A 15,985-nucleotide genomic window follows, 5' to 3' on the forward strand; every position below is an offset into this window, starting at 1 on the left:
CAACAGAACATCAGCTCGGAAGCACAACCAAGGGGGCAACCCGTGTACGTCGACAGTGACGACCCGACCGACACCACCACCGACACGACCGACGACACCTACGGTGACGACGGCTCGACCGACTCGTCGCACCACGACGAGATGGAGGTCGAGGTCGACGGCGAGACCTACACCGCCGAAGAGAACTACGACATGGACGGTGACGGGGCCAACGACACCGCCGTGGTGGAGACCGAGGGCGGGTACCTGGGCTTCGAGGACTCCGACGGTGACGGCACCGCCGACATCGCCGTGGAGTACGACGAGGACGGCAACCCGGTCGCCGCTGCCGAGTACGACGAGTCGTCCGGCGAGTGGGAGCAGACGGATGTCGAGAACCTTCCGGAGCCGGTCGGGGGCGACGGCACGGACGACGGCGCGACGGGCAGCAGCGACGACAGCACCGACGACTCGACCGACACCACCGACACCACGGACACGACCGGCACGTCCTCCGGCGGCGAGGACATCACCGTCGACGTCGAGGGTGCCGAGGACGTGGACGCGGGTCCGGCCACGTACGACACCGACGGCGACGGCACCAACGACACGGCCGTCGTGACGGACACCGACGGCACGACCTACGCCTTCACCGACACCGACGGCGACGGGCAGGCCGACGAGGCCGTCGTCATCGAGGCGGACGGCGACGTGACGGTGGCCGCGCACACCGGCGACGACGAGTGGACGACCGAGGAGACCGGGCACATCGACGAGCAGGGCAACTACACCCCGGACAGCTCGTCTTCCTCCTCCGACGCGGCCTGGTCCCAGGGCTGAACCACTCTCGCACTTAACTCGTACTGAACGATCCCGGCAGGGCGCCTTACCTGCCGGGATCTTTTTTGTGTCCTAGACCACTCGTACTTCTGGGTGCTGAATCGATACCTAAATCGGTCTTGTGGCCCAGCCGACACGTCAGATCTCGTTTACCCGTAGGCCACGCGGTTACTCTCAACAACATCCCCATGCGAGGTCCCGTCCGAGTTCCGGACGGGTGCTTCGCCGTTCATGAACGAAGGACGTCGACGTCCGGCTTTCGGACACCGACGTCCTTGGTCATTCGGCGGCGAGCCAAGTCAGGAGATGAAGCGAGAGATGACGGCAGTGGCAATCCCAGGTGTTGATCACGCACCTACAACGCACGGACGCCTTCTTTCCTGGGTACAGGAGGTGGCGGAGCTGACCACCCCGGACGAGGTCGTCTGGGTCGACGGCTCGGACGAGGAGTGGCAACGCCTCACCGACCAGCTCGTCGAAGCCGGAACCTTCACCCGCCTTGCGAAGAAGCCCAACTCGTTCTGGGCCGCCTCCGACCCCGACGATGTCGCGCGCGTCGAGCAGCGCACCTTCATCTGCTCGGTCGACCCCGACGACGCCGGTCCCACCAACAACTGGATGGACCCGGCCGAGATGAAGTCGACCATGACCGAGCTGTACCACCGCTCGATGCGTGGCCGCACGATGTACGTCATCCCGTTCTGCATGGGCCCCCTGACCGCCGAGAAGCCGATGCTCGGCCTACAGATCACCGACTCGGCGTACGTCGTGGTCTCCATGAAGATCATGACCCGCATGGGGACCAGGGCGCTGGAGCAGTTCATCGCGCCGGACGGCACCGAGCGCGACTTCGTGCCCGCCCTGCACTCCGTCGGCGCGCCGCTCGATCCCGGCCAGGACGACGTGCCGTGGCCGTGCAACGAGGAGAAGTACATCTCGCAGTTCCCCGAGACCCGCGAGATCTGGAGCTACGGCTCGGGTTACGGCGGCAACGCCCTGCTCGGCAAGAAGTGCTACTCGCTGCGGATCGCCTCGGTGCAGGGCCGCGACGAGGGCTGGCTCGCCGAGCACATGCTGATCCTCAAGCTGATCTCGCCGGAGAACAAGGTCTACTACGTCGCGGCGGCGTTCCCGAGTGCCTGCGGCAAGACGAACCTGGCGATGCTGGAGCCGACCATTCCGGGCTGGCGGGTCGAGACGCTCGGCGACGACATCGCGTGGATGCGGTTCGGCGACGACGGCCGGCTGTACGCGGTGAACCCGGAGGCCGGCTTCTTCGGCGTCGCGCCCGGCACCGACTACCACACCAACCCGAACGCGATGCGCACGATCGAGAAGGGCAACTCGATCTTCACCAACGTCGCCCTGACCGACGAGGGCGACATCTGGTGGGAGGGCATGGGCGAGCCGCCCGCGCACCTGACCTCGTGGAAGAAGCGGGACTGGACGCCCGCTTCTGACGAGCCGTCCTCGCACCCGAACTCGCGGTACTGCACGCCGATGGCGCAGTGCCCGATCCTGGCGCCGGAGTGGGACGACCCGAAGGGCGTGCCGATCTCGGCGATCTTCTTCGGCGGCCGCCGCGCGGACACGATCCCGCTGGTCGCGGAGTCGCGGGACTGGATGCACGGCACGTTCATGGGCGCCACCCTGTCGTCGGAGACCACGGCCGCCGCGAAGGGCAAGGTCGGCGTGGTGCGCCGCGACCCGATGGCGATGCTGCCGTTCATCGGCTACCACGCGGGTGACTACTTCCAGCACTGGATCGACACCGGCAAGCGGGCGGACGCGGCGAAGCTGCCGAAGATCTTCTACGTGAACTGGTTCCGGCGCGGCGACACAGTGTCTGATGCGGGACACCCGCACCCGGGGAAGTTCCTGTGGCCGGGCTTCGGTGAGAACTCGCGGATCCTGAAGTGGGCCGTGGAGCGCATCGAGGGCAAGGCCGCCGCGCAGGAGACGCCGGTTGGCTACGTCCCGACCGTCGCCGACCTGGACCTTTCCGGTCTGGACGTGTCGAAGGAGGACATCGAGGCGGCGCTGCGCTTCGACGCGGACGAGTGGCGCGCGGAGATCCCGATGATCGAGGAGTGGTTCGACAAGATCGGCCCCAAGCTGCCCTCGCTGCTGCGCGCCGAGCTGGACGCGCTGAGGACGCGGTTGGCCACCGAATGAAGCTCCGAGTACGGCCCTGAGTAGAGCCGTCGACACAATGGGGACCACCGGGTCAGGTGGTCCCCATTGTTTGTCCACAGCCTGTGGACAAACCTGTGCACAGCCTGTTGATTCGGCCCCCAGCCTCTGACCTGCCCAGACGGTAGAGACATCCGGATGACACCTAGAAGTCACCCACTGGACACTCAGTTTGTCCACAGAGGCCGGTGCCACCAAGGGTAGCGATCATGGCCACTATCAGGTGAAACAGGTCAGACCTATGACCTTCGCCCGCGAAGATCGAGTCGCCAGGTCTGGCCGGTCAGAGACAGGCCGAAGCGCATCGCGGTGTCCTCCTCGACCAGCTCGAAGCCGGCCCGCTGGTAGATCCGCCGCGCCGGCGCCAGTATCGAGACGGTCCAGAGTTCCATCGCGTGGTAGCCGGCCGACCGGGCGAACCCGACGCACTCGTCGACGAGGGCGGTGCCGACCCCCGCGCCGCGCGCGCTCGGCTCGACGTGCAGCAACCGCAGTTTGGCGGTGGTGTCGTCCTTGCGCACGCAGACGACGGCGCCGACCCGCTCACCCCGCAGCTCCGCGACCCAGGCCCGCTCGGTCCCGGGGTCGTGCTTGTCGAGGTAGCCGGCGACGATCCGCGCCACGAGTGCCTCGTAGGACGAGTCGAACCCGTGCTCCGCGGCGTAGAGCGCGCCGTTCCGCTCGACGACCCAACCGAAGTCACCGGGCGCGGGCGGGCGGAGGGTGACGTCGGGTCGGCCGGCGGGCCGGTCGATGCGCCTGCGGATCATGTCCATGGCATCGACGAGGCGGACCTGTTCGTCGTCGCTGAGGTCGGCGAGCAGCGTGCGGATGTGGTCGACCGTCCTGGTGTCGAGCACGCGGAAGGCGTCGTGGCCCTTGCCGGTCAACCGGATGATCTGGCGTCGGGCGTCGGCGCCGGAACGGTCCCGGCGCACCAGGCCGTGCTCCTCGAACCGGCTGAGCAGACGGCTCAGATAGCCCGCGTCCAGCCCGCACGCCTGCCGCAGCGCGGCCACCTCGGTCTCGTCCCGCTGGCCCAGCTCGTACAGAACTCTTGCCTCAGTCAATGAAAATGGCGTATGTAGATGATGTTCGTTGAGTGCGTCGAGGAACTTGGTGTAGCTGCGATTGAACGCTCTTACTGCCGCGATCCGGTCAGCGCTGACGTCGGTGGCCATGAAGATCCCGTTTCCCGTGAAACAATTCATTGACTAGGTCAAAGAATATGCCAGGGCGGCGGCGCCATACAACCCAGCGGTGGTCCCGAGCTTCACCGGCTCGACCCGCAGCCCCCGCAGGTACGACAACCGGGCATGCGTGGCCAGCGCGGCCCGGACGGGCTCGAACAGCAGGTCCCCGGTCTGCGCAAGCCCGCCGCCGACCACGGCCAGGTCGAGATCGCAGACAGCCGCGGTGGCGACGATCGCCAACCCGACGGCCCGCCCGCACCGCTCGAACGCCTGGCGCGCCACGGCATCTCCCGCGTGCGCGGAGGCGGCGAGCGCACGCGCGTCCTCCCCGACCCAACCGCGTTGCCGCGCCCACCGCACGAGGTTCGGCCCGCTGGCCACGGTCTCGGCGCACCCGCGCCCACCGCAGGCGCACGGCTCGCCGTCCGGCTCGACCACGACGTGCCCGACGTGGCCGGCGTTGCCGGACAGCCCGCCGAAGGGCCGCCCGTCGATGACGAGCCCGCCACCGATCCCGGTGGAGACGACCATGCCGAGCATGGCGCTGGATCCCTGTCCGGCCCCGACCCAGTGCTCCCCGAGCGCGACGCAGACCGCGTCCCCGGCGAGGGCGACGGGTGCGTTCACCAGCTCTCGAACCCGTTCGACCAGCGGAAACCCCCGCCAGGCGGCGATGTTGATGGGCGAGACCGTGCCGGCGACGGGGTCGACGGGGCCGGCACACCCGATCCCCACCCCGGCCACGGCGCCGGCCTTCAACTCGGCGACCACCGCGCGGAGCGAACCGAAGGGGTCGTCCCCGGTGGGGCGAGTGGCCTGGCGCAACAACCGCCCATCCGGGTCGACGACCCCACCGGCGATCTTCGTGCCGCCGATGTCCAACGCCAGCATGCTCATGCCCACCTCAGTGGCGGTGTGTGTTGTCCGGCTGGTCGGGGTCGCCGGGGTGCTCGTAGCCGGGTGCCAGTCTTACCCGTGCCGCCATGCGCTCGTCGAGCCACGCCGTGAACGCCCTGCGCCGGGCCGCGGCCGTCAACCACGCCGTGATCGACTCCCGCACCTCGTCCAGGGGGCGGACCCGCGCCGGCCGCACCTCCTCCAGCACGAGCGTGTGCGTGCCCAGCGGATCCCGCACCGGCCCGACGGTGTCACCGGCCTCGGCCGCGAACACCGCGTCCTCCACCGGGCCGGTCAGCTCGCCCCGCCGCAGCACCCGGCGGCGCGGCGGCCCACCGCCGATCGCGTGCCGCACGACCCGTTCCTCGGGCACCCGGTACCGCGCCGGGTCGTAGCACCGTCCGACCGCCTCCGCCGACACCCGCACGTCCGCCGTCACCGCCGCGAACACCGCGCGGGCCAACGGATCGCGGGTCAGCAGGTCCGCCGCCACGCTCCCGAGCCCCAGCAGCGCGGCGCGGTCCGGCGCGATCTCGGCCAGCGGCGGTCCCGGCGGCAGCCCCCGTGCCTCCTCCGCCACGAGCCGTTCCGCCACCAGCACCTGCACCAGCCACCGCCGCAGCTGCCGGCCCTCGCCGGTCCGCTCCCGCGGCAGCGTCGGCGCCACCGGCCCGGCCCGCAGCGCCTCCTCCCGACCGTCCACATCGGACGAGTCGACGGGCGTCCCGGAGACCCAGGCGACCGCCGTCACGGTGTCACCTCGAGGGAGACCGCCGGCGAGTACAGCAACCGCCCGGCTCCGGCCACGCGAACCAGCGCCCACCACCTCCCGGGCGCGGCCCACGCCGGCACGTTCACGTCGAACGCCAGCTCCACCTCGCCATGCGCCGGCACCTCCGCCCCGACCGTCCGCGGCCTGACGAGGTCCCACGTCCCCCACGGGCTCACCACCGCCGCCTCCAGTGCGACCGGCGCGCCCGCCGCCGAAGCCACCCGCACCGCCAGCCGCCCGCTTTCCCCGCGCCGCAACCGAACCGGCTCCGGACCGGCCGACAGCGAGAGCAGGTTCTCCGCCGGAACCGGACCGACGGTCAGCACCGCCACGTCCTCGACCACCTGCCGCCAGCTCGCCGGCACGTCCCCGGCCAGCTCCGCGGACACCCGCACGGGATAGCGCCCCGGCTCGGCGCCGGCGGTCACGCTGACCTCGGTCACCAGGTGTCCACCCGGTGGCAGCCCGAAGGGCACCTCCTCGGGCTCGACCGTCCAGCCCGCCGGTGCCGCCACCCGCACGAACCCGTGCAGGTCCACATCGGTCGCGTCCGAGGCGACCGTCACGGTCAGGCCGGCGTCGGTGGGCGTCGCGTGCACCGCCACCGGCAACCCGCCGAGCGGCGCCGGACCCCGGTTGTGCAGCCAGTACTTGGCATACAGCGGCTGCACCGGCTCGGCCTCCGGCCCGAGCGGACCACCGTCCACAGCGGACCATGTCGGCGCGGTCTCGGCGAGCACCGTGACCGCGTCGCAGCCGGCCACCTCGATGCCGGCCAGCGGCTCGCCGGCCTCCTCCAGCAGGTTCGCCGAGGTGAACACGGACAGCGTGACCACGTCGGACGACAACGTCGCCGTGGTGGACGTGCCGGTGTGCGCGACCACCCGCACCGCAAGGGCCTCCCGAGGGTCGGCCGGCTCCGCGGACCCACGCGTCAGCGGGTTGCCCGCCGCCTTCACCGCGCTCAGTCGCACCCGGTTCGCCGGCTCGGCCCGCAGCAGCGACCCGCGTCCCGGCAGCCCCCGCTCGCCGCCCTCCGTCGTCACCACCGCGTGCAGCGGCCGGCTGAACTCCGCGCTGTTGTCGGCGATCTCCGCCGCCCGCCAGTCCCCGTCGCCCTCCGCGATCCCGTAGCGAAACTCGTGGGTCCAGTGCTGCAGCTGGAAGTTCGATCCGTCCGGCGCGGTCCGCCGCGGCGGGTCGATCCACACGCCCGACGGCCAGCCCGTGCAGGACCGCAGCAGCGACGCGTGCAGCGTCCCGGCCGTGTCGACCGCGAAGCCGGGCAGGCCGCGGTTCAGCAACGCGACCGTCCAACCCGCGTACTGCTCCTGCCCTGCAGACCCCGAGCCCACCTCGATCACGTGGTCGGCCAGATCGTCCACAACGGACTGAACGCGGTCGACCGGGACGACCAGCACGCCGAGGGCTCGCGCGTCCCGCAGGTCCGCGCTCGGCTGCCACACCTCGCCGAGCGGCTTCTCCGGCGGCACCCAGAACACGCCGTCGCGGCCGACTCCCGACCGTTCCAGCACCTCCGCCGTGAACGAGTTGACCTCCGGCCCACCGACCGCGATCCGCATGTCCGGCAGGTTGGAGTCCACCCCGAGGTCGCCGTACCGCGCACCGGCCGCACCGCTCACCGTCGCCGTGACGCCGGACCGGGCGAGCGCGACGGCCAGCTCCCGGGCCAGCGGCGCCGCCTCCGCTTCGCTCGGCACGATGATCTCCGCGACACCGATGGGCCGCAGCGCGCCGTCGGCCAGCCGCAGCGACGCGGCCGCGGACAGCCCGAACCACGTGTGCGCCGGGTTGTCCAGCGTCCACGGGTGCTGCGCGGAGTCCACGTCGATGAGCCCGAAACCCCGGCCCACCACGGCGTTCCCGACCTCGCTGACCGGCAGCGCCCCGGGCACCGCGCATGGCCAGCGCACCCGCAGCAGCTGGTCGGACCCGGTGAAGTCGTCGACCGTCGTGACGCAGTCGACCCGGTCCACGCCCTGCCACAACGTGATCGTCTGCGTGTAGCGGACCGGCCCGACCTCGCCGGCCGCGGTGATCCGCTGGCCGACGGGACTGCGCTCGACGGTCACCGTGGCGGGCGCCGCGGACGAGGTGACCACCGGCCCCTTGGGCAGCAGGTGCCACGGGCCCTCGCCGAACCGCGGGTGGGCGGCGTACTCGTCGTACACGGCCAGCTCGTTGCCGACCGCGCCCGGTGTGATCAGCTCGCGCCCGGTCGTCAGCTCGACGAGGCTGCGCACCCCGCCGCCGCGCGCCGGGTCGACCGAGACCTGGAACCGGTCACTGGCCGCGGTCTCGCCCTCGATCGCGCGCCACCCCTGGTCGTCCCGCGCGGCGTCGGCGACCCGGAACACCCGCCACCCCAAAGGTGGCACGTCCGCGGCGAGGAACGTGACGGTGCCGTCGCCGACGAGCGCCGGCAGCTCGGCGCCGGTGTCGTCGGTGACGGTCGCGCCGGCGACCGGGAGCCGCACGGTGACCGTGTCGGTTCGCGTGTGGTTGAGCGGGTTCCACACCACGACCGGCCGCCCGTCCCCCTCGGGCAAGGTGACCAGCCGGGACAGCACGTCCAGCGCGTTCGCCCGCACGCCGGCCGCCAGGTCGTGCGCGTCGCGCCAGCCGGTGACGAGGTCGAGGTAGACCTGGTCGGACTCGGAGCCCGTGATGCCGTCGTGGTGTGCGCCGTACGCGAGCTGCACCCAGGCCTTGGCGAGGGCGGCGTCCGGGTAGTCGGCGCCGGCGAGGATCGTGGCGAACGCGGCGAACGGCTCGGCCTCCAGCACCGCGGCCTCGGCCGCGCGCTGGGCCTGCTTCGTGTCGATGTAGGAGACGTCCTTGCCGGTGTAGATCGGGTTCATGTCCCGGGTCTGCGGGGTCGGCTCCTGCCCGCGGTCCGCCAGCTCCGCGCGGACCCCGGCGAAGAAGTCCTTCGGCAGCGAGCAGACGAACCGCGGCCAGACGTACCGCCGCGCCCAGTCCGCGTGCAGCTCGGTGATCCACTTGTTCGGCGGCGTGTAGTCCCCGCCGACCGGCAGCAGCACGTGCCTGGCGATGCTGACCTTCTTGAGGTCGAGGAACAGTCGGTACGCGGCCTCGCCGGCGGCCTCGAGCGTCGGCGCGGAGTCCATGGCCCAGCCGGAGCCGTAGTGGTCCGTCATGTACGAGGTGAGCAACCCGCGCCCCGACGGCGAGATCCACTCGAACTCGCTGGCGAACTGCATCCGGGTCGGGTCGCCCTTGCCGGCCGCCGTCTTCTCCATCGGGCCCCACTGGTGGAACGGCCCGCGGGCCCACGAGCTGGACGTGAGCCCGGCGCCGGCGGCGAGTCCCGGGAAGGCCGGGTCGTGCCCGAAGGCGTCGAGCTGCCAGGTGGTCGCGGGCGCCGCGCCGAGGACGTCCCGCTGGAAACCCATGCCGTGCACGAAGTTCCGCACAGTGGTCTCGGGGTCGGTGAGATTGGTGTTCGGCTCGTTGTAGGTGCCGCCCATGACCTCGACGCGACCCTCGGCGAGCAGCTGACGCAGGACCGCGCGGTCCTGCGGGTGGGTGTCCCAGTAGGGCTTGAGGTAGTCGACCTCGGCGAGCACGAACCGGTAGTCCGGCTCGGCGAGCGCGAGGTCGAGGTGCGCGCGGACCAGGTCGAACCCGGCGAGCTGGCGGGCGCCGCGTGGCGAGCCGGCGAAGTCCAGCTCGTCCCAGGCGACGGTGTAGGCCGCCTGGGTGTTCCACCAGACGGGGTCGTAGTGGAAGTGGGAGACCAGATGCATGGTCCACCCGGGCTCGGCGACGGTCAGGTCGAAGTCGACCACGTGCTGGGCCCCGACCACCGCCCGCGCCGGGAGCGTCGCGCCGGGCGCCGCGCCGTGCGTGTCCACGCCGACCTCGACGTACCCGGCGCCCTCGACGGGCTCTGGCGTCGAAACCCCTTGTCCTTCCACGTGTACCCGGGCGACCTGGCTCGGGTCCCACGACACCCGGACAACCTGAAGTGGAGTCTCGACCGACCCGACGAAGAGTTCGGTCGGCTCCACGGCGACAACACCCATGATTGGCACCTTGGTGGCTAGATCAAGATGACACAAGGCCGGTTGGCACATCTTGTCCGGAGCTGTCGCGGCCGACACGCCGTAGGGCTTTCTGCGCCAATATCGGGTTCACGCTAGAAAGCCGGATACGGTTCGATCGTGGACCCGGTGCGCAACCCGTTCGCCCCCGGCGCTGGCCAGCGTCCGCCCGAGCTTGCCGGGCGGGAGAAGGAAGTCGCGGCGTTCGACGTCGTGCTGGAACGCGTCGCGCGCGGCCGCCCCGAGCGCAGCCTGGTGCTGACCGGACTTCGTGGCGTCGGCAAGACGGTGCTGCTCGGCGAGCTTCGTTCCATGGCCGTTCGCCGGGGCTGGGGCGCCGGCAAGATCGAGGCACGGCCGGACGCGGGGCTTCGGCGCCCGCTGTCCGCGGCGTTGCACCGGGCGGTGCGGGACCTGGCGGTGCGCCACCGTGCGCCGGACCGGGTGGAGCAGGTGCTCGGCGTGCTGAAGGCGTTCGCACTGCGGGCGAACCCGAGCGACTCGAAGCTGCGGGACCGGTGGCAGCCGGGGATCGACGTGCCGCCGACCCAGGGCCGCGCGGACTCCGGCGACATCGAGATCGATCTCGTCGAGCTGTTCACGGATGTCGCCGAGCTGGCGCAGGACGTGGGCACCGGGGTCGCGCTCCTGATCGACGAGATGCAGGACGTGATGGACGACGACATCTCGGCGCTGTGTGCGGCGTGCCACGAGCTGTCGCAGTCCGGCGCGCCGTTCGTGGTGGTGGGTGCCGGGCTGCCGCACCTGCCGGCCGTGCTGTCGGCGTCGAAGTCGTACTCGGAGCGGCTGTTCCGGTACGTGCGTATCGACCGCCTCGACCGCGCCGACGCGGACCAGGCGGTGGTCGCCCCGGTCTCCCGCGAGGAGGCGAGCATCACCGACGACGCGCTGGACGCGTTGTTCGACGCGGCCGGCGGCTACCCGTACTTCATCCAGGCGTACGGCAAGGCGGCCTGGGACGCGGCGCCGTCCGACCCGATCACGGCGGAGGACGTCGGCGTGGCGGCGCCGGAGGCCGAGGCGGAGCTGGCGGTCGGCTTCTTCGGCTCCCGCTACGAGCGCGCGACTCCCGCCGAGCGCGAGTACCTCCGCGCGATGGCCGAGCTGACGAAGGGCAAGTCCGACGAGGGCGCCGCGACGTCGGACATCGCGGCGCACCTGGCGCGCAAGCCCTCGTCGCTGTCGCCGGCCCGCGACAGCCTCATCAAGAAGGGCCTGATCTTCTCGGCCGAACGAGGCCGGATCGCGTTCACCGTGCCGCACTTCGGCCGGTACCTGCTGACGATGGACGACTGATCCTCGCACTGTATCCAGCTGTCTAGCTCTGACGCTAGACAGTCGGATACGCCTGCATCGACCACGCTGACGCTTGCTCGCGGCCGTCCGGTGGTACGAGCGGTTCACCCATGATTCATCGGCGTGTGGCGCTGTTCACCGAATAAACAGGTGCCAAGATGCGTTGGAAGGGGCATAATGAACAGTGGCTGGAGGAACCAGCCGGAACCTCAAGAGGAGTTGTAGAACCAAGATGAACATCGCCGCCAAGCTCCGCGCCCGCCGCGTCGAGTCCCGCAACCGCCGGGCGGTGAACCGTGCCATCACGAACGCCGCCACCCCGGCCATGCGAGACGAGCTCCTGATCATGGCGCAGCGCCAGCAGAGCTCGATCCGCTAGAAAACTTTTTTGGAGCCCGTGTAACACCCATGGCTCCCCCCACGATGTTCCGGATGACCCCGTAGCGCTGGCGGACCCCCGACCTGGCAGCGTTGCGGGGTTTCCATTTGGGCAGAACATCTCGGGTTGCTCCCCTGCCCCTTCATTCCTCGGCACTGCCCGTTCCGCTCCACTCGGCGCACCGGCTCAACGGGCCGGGGGGCGACACGTCTCCTTGTGTGACAGAGGGCAAGCACAGGACTTCAAGGGGATACGATGCGTGTTCGTCAGCTTTTCTTCGTGGCTTCCACGGTTGTCGCAGGCGCCGTGTTGATGAGCGCCTGCGGTGCGTCGAACGGCCAGGCCGCGGCACCTGTCAGGGCCGGCCAGGCCGGGCATGTCCAGCAGGTGCACGACAACGAACTTCCCGGCACGCAGCCGGACGTCGACAATCCCGACCAGCTGCCGGACTTCGACGAGGCCGACTGGGACGCGGTCGAGGCGTCCGCCCCGGCCGTCGGCTACAAGGCCGTCGTCGTCGCGGCGGACGACCTGACGCTGTCCAAGAACGGCACCGTCTCCTGGGTGGCCGGAGAGGTGAAGCTGGGTGACTCCGGACCGGAGTTCGTCCCCAGCGACGGCGGTCTGGTCGACTCCGCGCCGCTGAACCAGCGCGCCGAGTTCGCGACCCCGACCGGCTGCACCGAGCCGTACGGCGACGTCGACATCGACGCGAACGACGTCGGCCTCACCTCGTGCGAGCCGACGGACTACTTCTACGAGTCGAGTCACTACCTGCCGATGATCTGGCTCGACGACGAGGGCACGGTCGTCAAGATCGCCGACCGCTACCACCCGTGACGCAAGGCGGAAAGGGCCCCGCGCGGGGCCCTTTCGCTATGCCGCCTCGAGGATCGCCGTCACGCCCTGGCCGCCGGCCGCGCAGATCGAGATCAGGCCGCGGCCCTCGCCCTTCTCGTGCAGCAGCTTGGCCAGGGTGGCCACGATCCGCCCGCCCGTCGCCGCGAAGGGGTGGCCGGCCGCCAGCGACGAGCCGTTGACGTTCAGCCTGGTGCGGTCGATCGCGCCGGGAGGCTCGTCCAGCCCCAGCCGGGTCTTGGCGAAGTCCACGTCCTCCCACGCCGCCAGCGTCGCGAGCACCTGCGCCGCGAAGGCCTCGTGGATCTCGTAGAAGTCGAAGTCCTGCAACGACAAGCCGGCCCTGGCCAGCATCCGCGGGACCGCGTACGCCGGGGCCATCAGCAGGCCCTCCCTGCCGTGGACGTAGTCGACCGCCGCGGTCTCCGTGTGGGTCAGGTAGGCCAGGACGGGCAGGCTCCGTGCCGCCGCCCACTCCTCCGAGGCCAGCAGGACCGTCGACGCGCCGTCCGTCAGCGGGGTCGAGTTGCCGGCGGTCATCGTGCCGTCCTTGCCGCCGAAGACGGGCTTCAGCTTGGCGAGCCCGTCAGCCGTCGAGTCCGGGCGGAGGTTCGCGTCCCGCGTCAGGCCAAGGTACGGCGTCAGCAGGTCACCGAAGAAACCCCGTTCGTAGGCCGCGGCGAGCTTCTGGTGGGAGGACGCCGCCAGCTCGTCCTGCGCCTCGCGGCTGATGTCCCACTCCTTCGTGGTGATCGCCGCGTGCTCACCCATGGACAGGCCCGTGCGCGGCTCCGCGTTGCGCGGGATGTCCGGCACGATCTGGGTCGGGCGGATCCTGGCCAACGCGCGAAGGCGACCGCCGAGGGACCTGGCCCGGTTCAGCTCCAGGAAGATCCGGCGAAGGTCCTCGTTCACGCCAAGCGGCGCGTCGCTCGTGGTGTCCACGCCGCCCGCGACGCCACTCTCGAGCTGGCCGAGGGCGATCTTGTTCGCCACCTGGGTCACCGCCTGCAACCCGGTCCCGCACGCCTGCTGGACGTCGTAGGCGGGGGTCTCGGGCGACAGCTTCGAACCCAGGACGCTCTCCCTGGCCAGGTTGAAGTCGCGGCTGTGCTTGAGCACCGCGCCCGCGGCCACCTCACCGAGCCGTTGGTCCTGCAGGCCGAAGCGGCTCACCAGGCCGTCCAGGGCCGCGGTGAACATGTCCTGGTTCGAGGCCGTCGCGTAGTGCCCGTTCGACCGTGCGAACGGGATCCGGTTGCCACCGACGATCGCCACCCTGCGAGCCATGCCCGACCACCTTCCTCCCGACTGGCAATCCTAACCTACTCACGAGTAGGCTACGCGTCGAGGAGGCCCCGAACACGCAGAAGCGGAGCAACATGACCGACCGCTACCAGCAGTTCACCCGGTCCGGCCTCGGCCGGCAGGTGGTGCGCAGGCTCGGCCTGCCCAACCCGACGCCGTTGCGCCGGTACGCCCCGGACCGGCCCGCACTCGACGCACCCGCCCTGGTCGGCGGCGCCGGTCGGCTGGGTGACACCGTCGCGTCGGTGCTCAAGGCCACGGGTGTCGAGGTCGCCGAGGCGGAGCGGTACGGCGCCCTGGTCTTCGACGCAACGGGCATCGACGAGCCGGCGCGCCTGCGGGAGCTGTACGACTTCTTCCACCCGGTCATGCGGAAGGTCGGCACCTGCGCGCGGGTGGTCGTCCTGGGCACGCCGCCGCGGGGCGGTGGCCGCGACGCCATCGCGCAGCGGGCCCTCGAAGGGTTCACCCGATCGGTCGGGAAGGAGCTGACGCGCGGGGCCACGGCACAGTTGGTCTACGTCGCCCCCGGCCATGAGGCCGCCGTCGAGTCGACGCTGCGGTTCCTGCTGTCGGCGAAGTCCGCGTTCGTGGACGCGCAGGTCATCCGTGTGGGCACGCTGGGCGGCGAGCCGATCGAGCCGGGGGACTGGGACCGGCCACTGGCCGGCAAGGTCGCACTGGTCACCGGTGCGTCCCGCGGCATCGGCGCGTCGATCGCCGAGGTGCTGGCGAGGGACGGCGCACACGTGGTGGCCCTGGACATCCCGGCGCAGGGCGCCGAACTGTCCGAGGTGGCCAACGCGGTCAGGGGCGCGGCGCTCCAGCTCGACATCACGGCCGGCGACGCGCCGGCACAGCTGGTCCGGTACCTGCGGGACCGGCACGGCGGCGTGGACATCGTGGTGCACAACGCCGGCATCACCCGCGACAGGCGGCTGGCGAACATGAAGGACGCCGCGTGGGACGCGGTGCTGGCGGTGAACCTGTCCAGCCAGCTGGCGATCAACGACGCGCTGCTGGCGGAGGATGCGTTGCGGCCCAACGGAAGGATCATCGGCGTCTCGTCGATAGCCGGCATCGCCGGCAACAACGGCCAGACCAACTACGCGACGAGCAAGGCCGGCGTGATCGGCATGGTCGACGCGTACGCCCCGGTTCTGGCCGAGCGCGGGGCGACGATCAACGCGGTGGCACCGGGGTTCATCGAGACGAAGATGACCGCGGTCGTGCCGCTGCTGATCAGGGAGTTCGGCAGGCGACTGTCGAGCCTCGCGCAGGGCGGCCTGCCGGTGGACGTCGCGGAGACCATCGCCTGGTACGCCAACCCGGCGTCATCGGCCGTCAACGGGAACGTCGTACGGGTGTGCGGCCAGAGCTTCCTGGGGGCGTGATGATCGAACTGTCCACCGCCCCGAGCCTGAAGGTCCTGTACCCGAAGGCTGTGCTGACCGGCTTCCGCCACAGGGGTGGCGAGCTGCCGGCGACGGGTTACACGCTGCCCGGTGTCACGATCGACCGTGACCATCTGGCCGCGTACGACCGGGTGTGCGGCTTCCGGCTGACCGACGAGCTGCCGGCGACGTACCCGCACGTGCTCGGCTTCCCGCTGCAGATCAAGCTGATGTCGGCCGGCGACTTCCCGTTCCCGCTGGTGGGCTCGGTACACGTGGCGAACCGCATCACGCAGAAGCGCCCACTTCGGGTCAACGAGAAGCTGGATCTGCGGGTCCACCTGGAGAACCTTCGCGACCACCCCCGCGGCCGCCAGTTCGACGTGGTCAGCGAGGCACTGGTCGCCGGCGAGCTCGTGTGGACCGACGTGTCGACCTACCTTCGCCGCGGCGCCGGGTCGGGCGACCGGGACCCCGCCGAGCGAACGAAGGCACCGAAGCCGACCGCGATCTGGCAGGTCCCCGACGACACGGGGCGCCGCTACGGCGAGGTGTCCGGTGACCGCAACCCGATCCACCTGTACCGGCTGACGGCGAGGATGTTCGGCTTCCCCAGGGCGATCGCACACGGCATGTGGACGAAGGCCCGCTGCCTGGCCGCCTTCGAGGGCCGCCTACCGCCGGCGTTCACGGTCGACGTGGCGTTCAAGCTGCCGGTACTGCTGCCCGCGAAGGTCGCGTTCGCCGCGGCGGAACACCGCTCGGGC

The 15,985-nt window shown here is 70.9% G+C and carries 12 protein-coding genes; 7 read left to right on the forward strand and 5 right to left on the reverse strand.

The genetic code is table 11. The annotated features are described in order from the left end of the window. The first annotated feature begins 42 nt into the window (after nt 1–42). The gene (locus tag VET29_RS00945; protein ID WP_324913300.1) at nt 43–819 is read left to right on the forward strand and encodes a hypothetical protein; all 777 of its coding nucleotides are present in this window, start codon (nt 43–45) and stop codon (nt 817–819) included. 318 nt (nt 820–1,137) lie between these two features. Continuing rightward, on the forward strand, nt 1,138–2,994 hold the full coding sequence (locus tag VET29_RS00950) for a phosphoenolpyruvate carboxykinase (GTP) (protein WP_324913302.1): 1,857 nt from the start codon (nt 1,138–1,140) through the stop codon (nt 2,992–2,994). 257 nt (nt 2,995–3,251) lie between these two features. Here the strand turns inward: VET29_RS00950 and VET29_RS00955 are convergent, their stop codons facing one another. Genes VET29_RS00955 through VET29_RS00970 form a run of 4 tightly spaced genes read right to left on the reverse strand, consistent with a single transcriptional unit; the run spans nt 3,252 to nt 9,944 of the window. Further along, on the reverse strand, nt 3,252–4,193 hold the full coding sequence (locus tag VET29_RS00955) for a helix-turn-helix domain-containing GNAT family N-acetyltransferase (protein ID WP_324913304.1): 942 nt from the start codon (nt 4,191–4,193) through the stop codon (nt 3,252–3,254). A gap of 33 nt (nt 4,194–4,226) precedes the next feature. Next, nucleotides 4,227–5,102, reverse strand: a complete 876-nt coding sequence (locus VET29_RS00960) for an ROK family protein (RefSeq protein ID WP_324913305.1) — start codon at nt 5,100–5,102, stop codon at nt 4,227–4,229. 7 nt (nt 5,103–5,109) lie between these two features. Next, nucleotides 5,110–5,853 carry a peptidylprolyl isomerase gene (locus tag VET29_RS00965; protein ID WP_324913306.1) on the reverse strand — a complete coding sequence of 248 codons (744 nt, stop codon included), beginning with the start codon at nt 5,851–5,853 and terminating at the stop codon, nt 5,110–5,112. Further along, nucleotides 5,850–9,944 (reverse strand): NEW3 domain-containing protein, encoded by a 4,095-nt coding sequence (locus tag VET29_RS00970; protein ID WP_324913308.1) that lies wholly within the window; start codon nt 9,942–9,944, stop codon nt 5,850–5,852. Before VET29_RS00970 ends, VET29_RS00965 begins: the two co-directional genes overlap by 4 nt. Nucleotides 9,945–10,082: 138 nt before the next feature. On the opposite strand from VET29_RS00970, the gene VET29_RS00975 reads away from it, so the two are divergent. The 3 genes from VET29_RS00975 to VET29_RS00985 all read left to right on the forward strand — a co-directional run bounded on the left by VET29_RS00975 (nt 10,083) and on the right by VET29_RS00985 (nt 12,498). Beyond that, on the forward strand, nt 10,083–11,279 hold the full coding sequence (locus VET29_RS00975; RefSeq protein ID WP_324913310.1) for an ATP-binding protein: 1,197 nt from the start codon (nt 10,083–10,085) through the stop codon (nt 11,277–11,279). Nucleotides 11,280–11,511: 232 nt separating this feature from the next. Beyond that, nucleotides 11,512–11,658 (forward strand): hypothetical protein, encoded by a 147-nt coding sequence (locus VET29_RS00980; protein ID WP_324913312.1) that lies wholly within the window; start codon nt 11,512–11,514, stop codon nt 11,656–11,658. Nucleotides 11,659–11,937: 279 nt separating this feature from the next. Further along, the gene (locus VET29_RS00985; protein ID WP_324913314.1) at nt 11,938–12,498 is read left to right on the forward strand and encodes a hypothetical protein; all 561 of its coding nucleotides are present in this window, start codon (nt 11,938–11,940) and stop codon (nt 12,496–12,498) included. Nucleotides 12,499–12,534: 36 nt separating this feature from the next. Here the strand turns inward: VET29_RS00985 and VET29_RS00990 are convergent, their stop codons facing one another. After that, a complete protein-coding gene (locus VET29_RS00990; protein ID WP_324913316.1) occupies nt 12,535–13,806 on the reverse strand; it encodes an acetyl-CoA C-acetyltransferase in 1,272 nt (423 codons plus the stop codon). Nucleotides 13,807–13,898: 92 nt separating this feature from the next. On the opposite strand from VET29_RS00990, the gene VET29_RS00995 reads away from it, so the two are divergent. Together VET29_RS00995 and VET29_RS01000 are read left to right on the forward strand one after the other, a co-directional pair. Further along, nucleotides 13,899–15,218, forward strand: coding sequence for a 3-oxoacyl-ACP reductase (locus VET29_RS00995; RefSeq protein ID WP_324913318.1), 1,320 nt, complete (start codon nt 13,899–13,901; stop codon nt 15,216–15,218). Beyond that, on the forward strand, nt 15,218–15,985 hold a 768-nt coding region (locus tag VET29_RS01000), incomplete at its 3' end, for a MaoC/PaaZ C-terminal domain-containing protein (protein WP_324913320.1). The genes VET29_RS00995 and VET29_RS01000, both read left to right, overlap by 1 nt.

Origin of the sequence: Actinophytocola sp. (genome assembly GCF_035634895.1) — a bacterium.
In the GTDB taxonomy this organism is placed as follows: Bacteria; Actinomycetota; Actinomycetes; order Mycobacteriales; family Pseudonocardiaceae; genus Actinophytocola.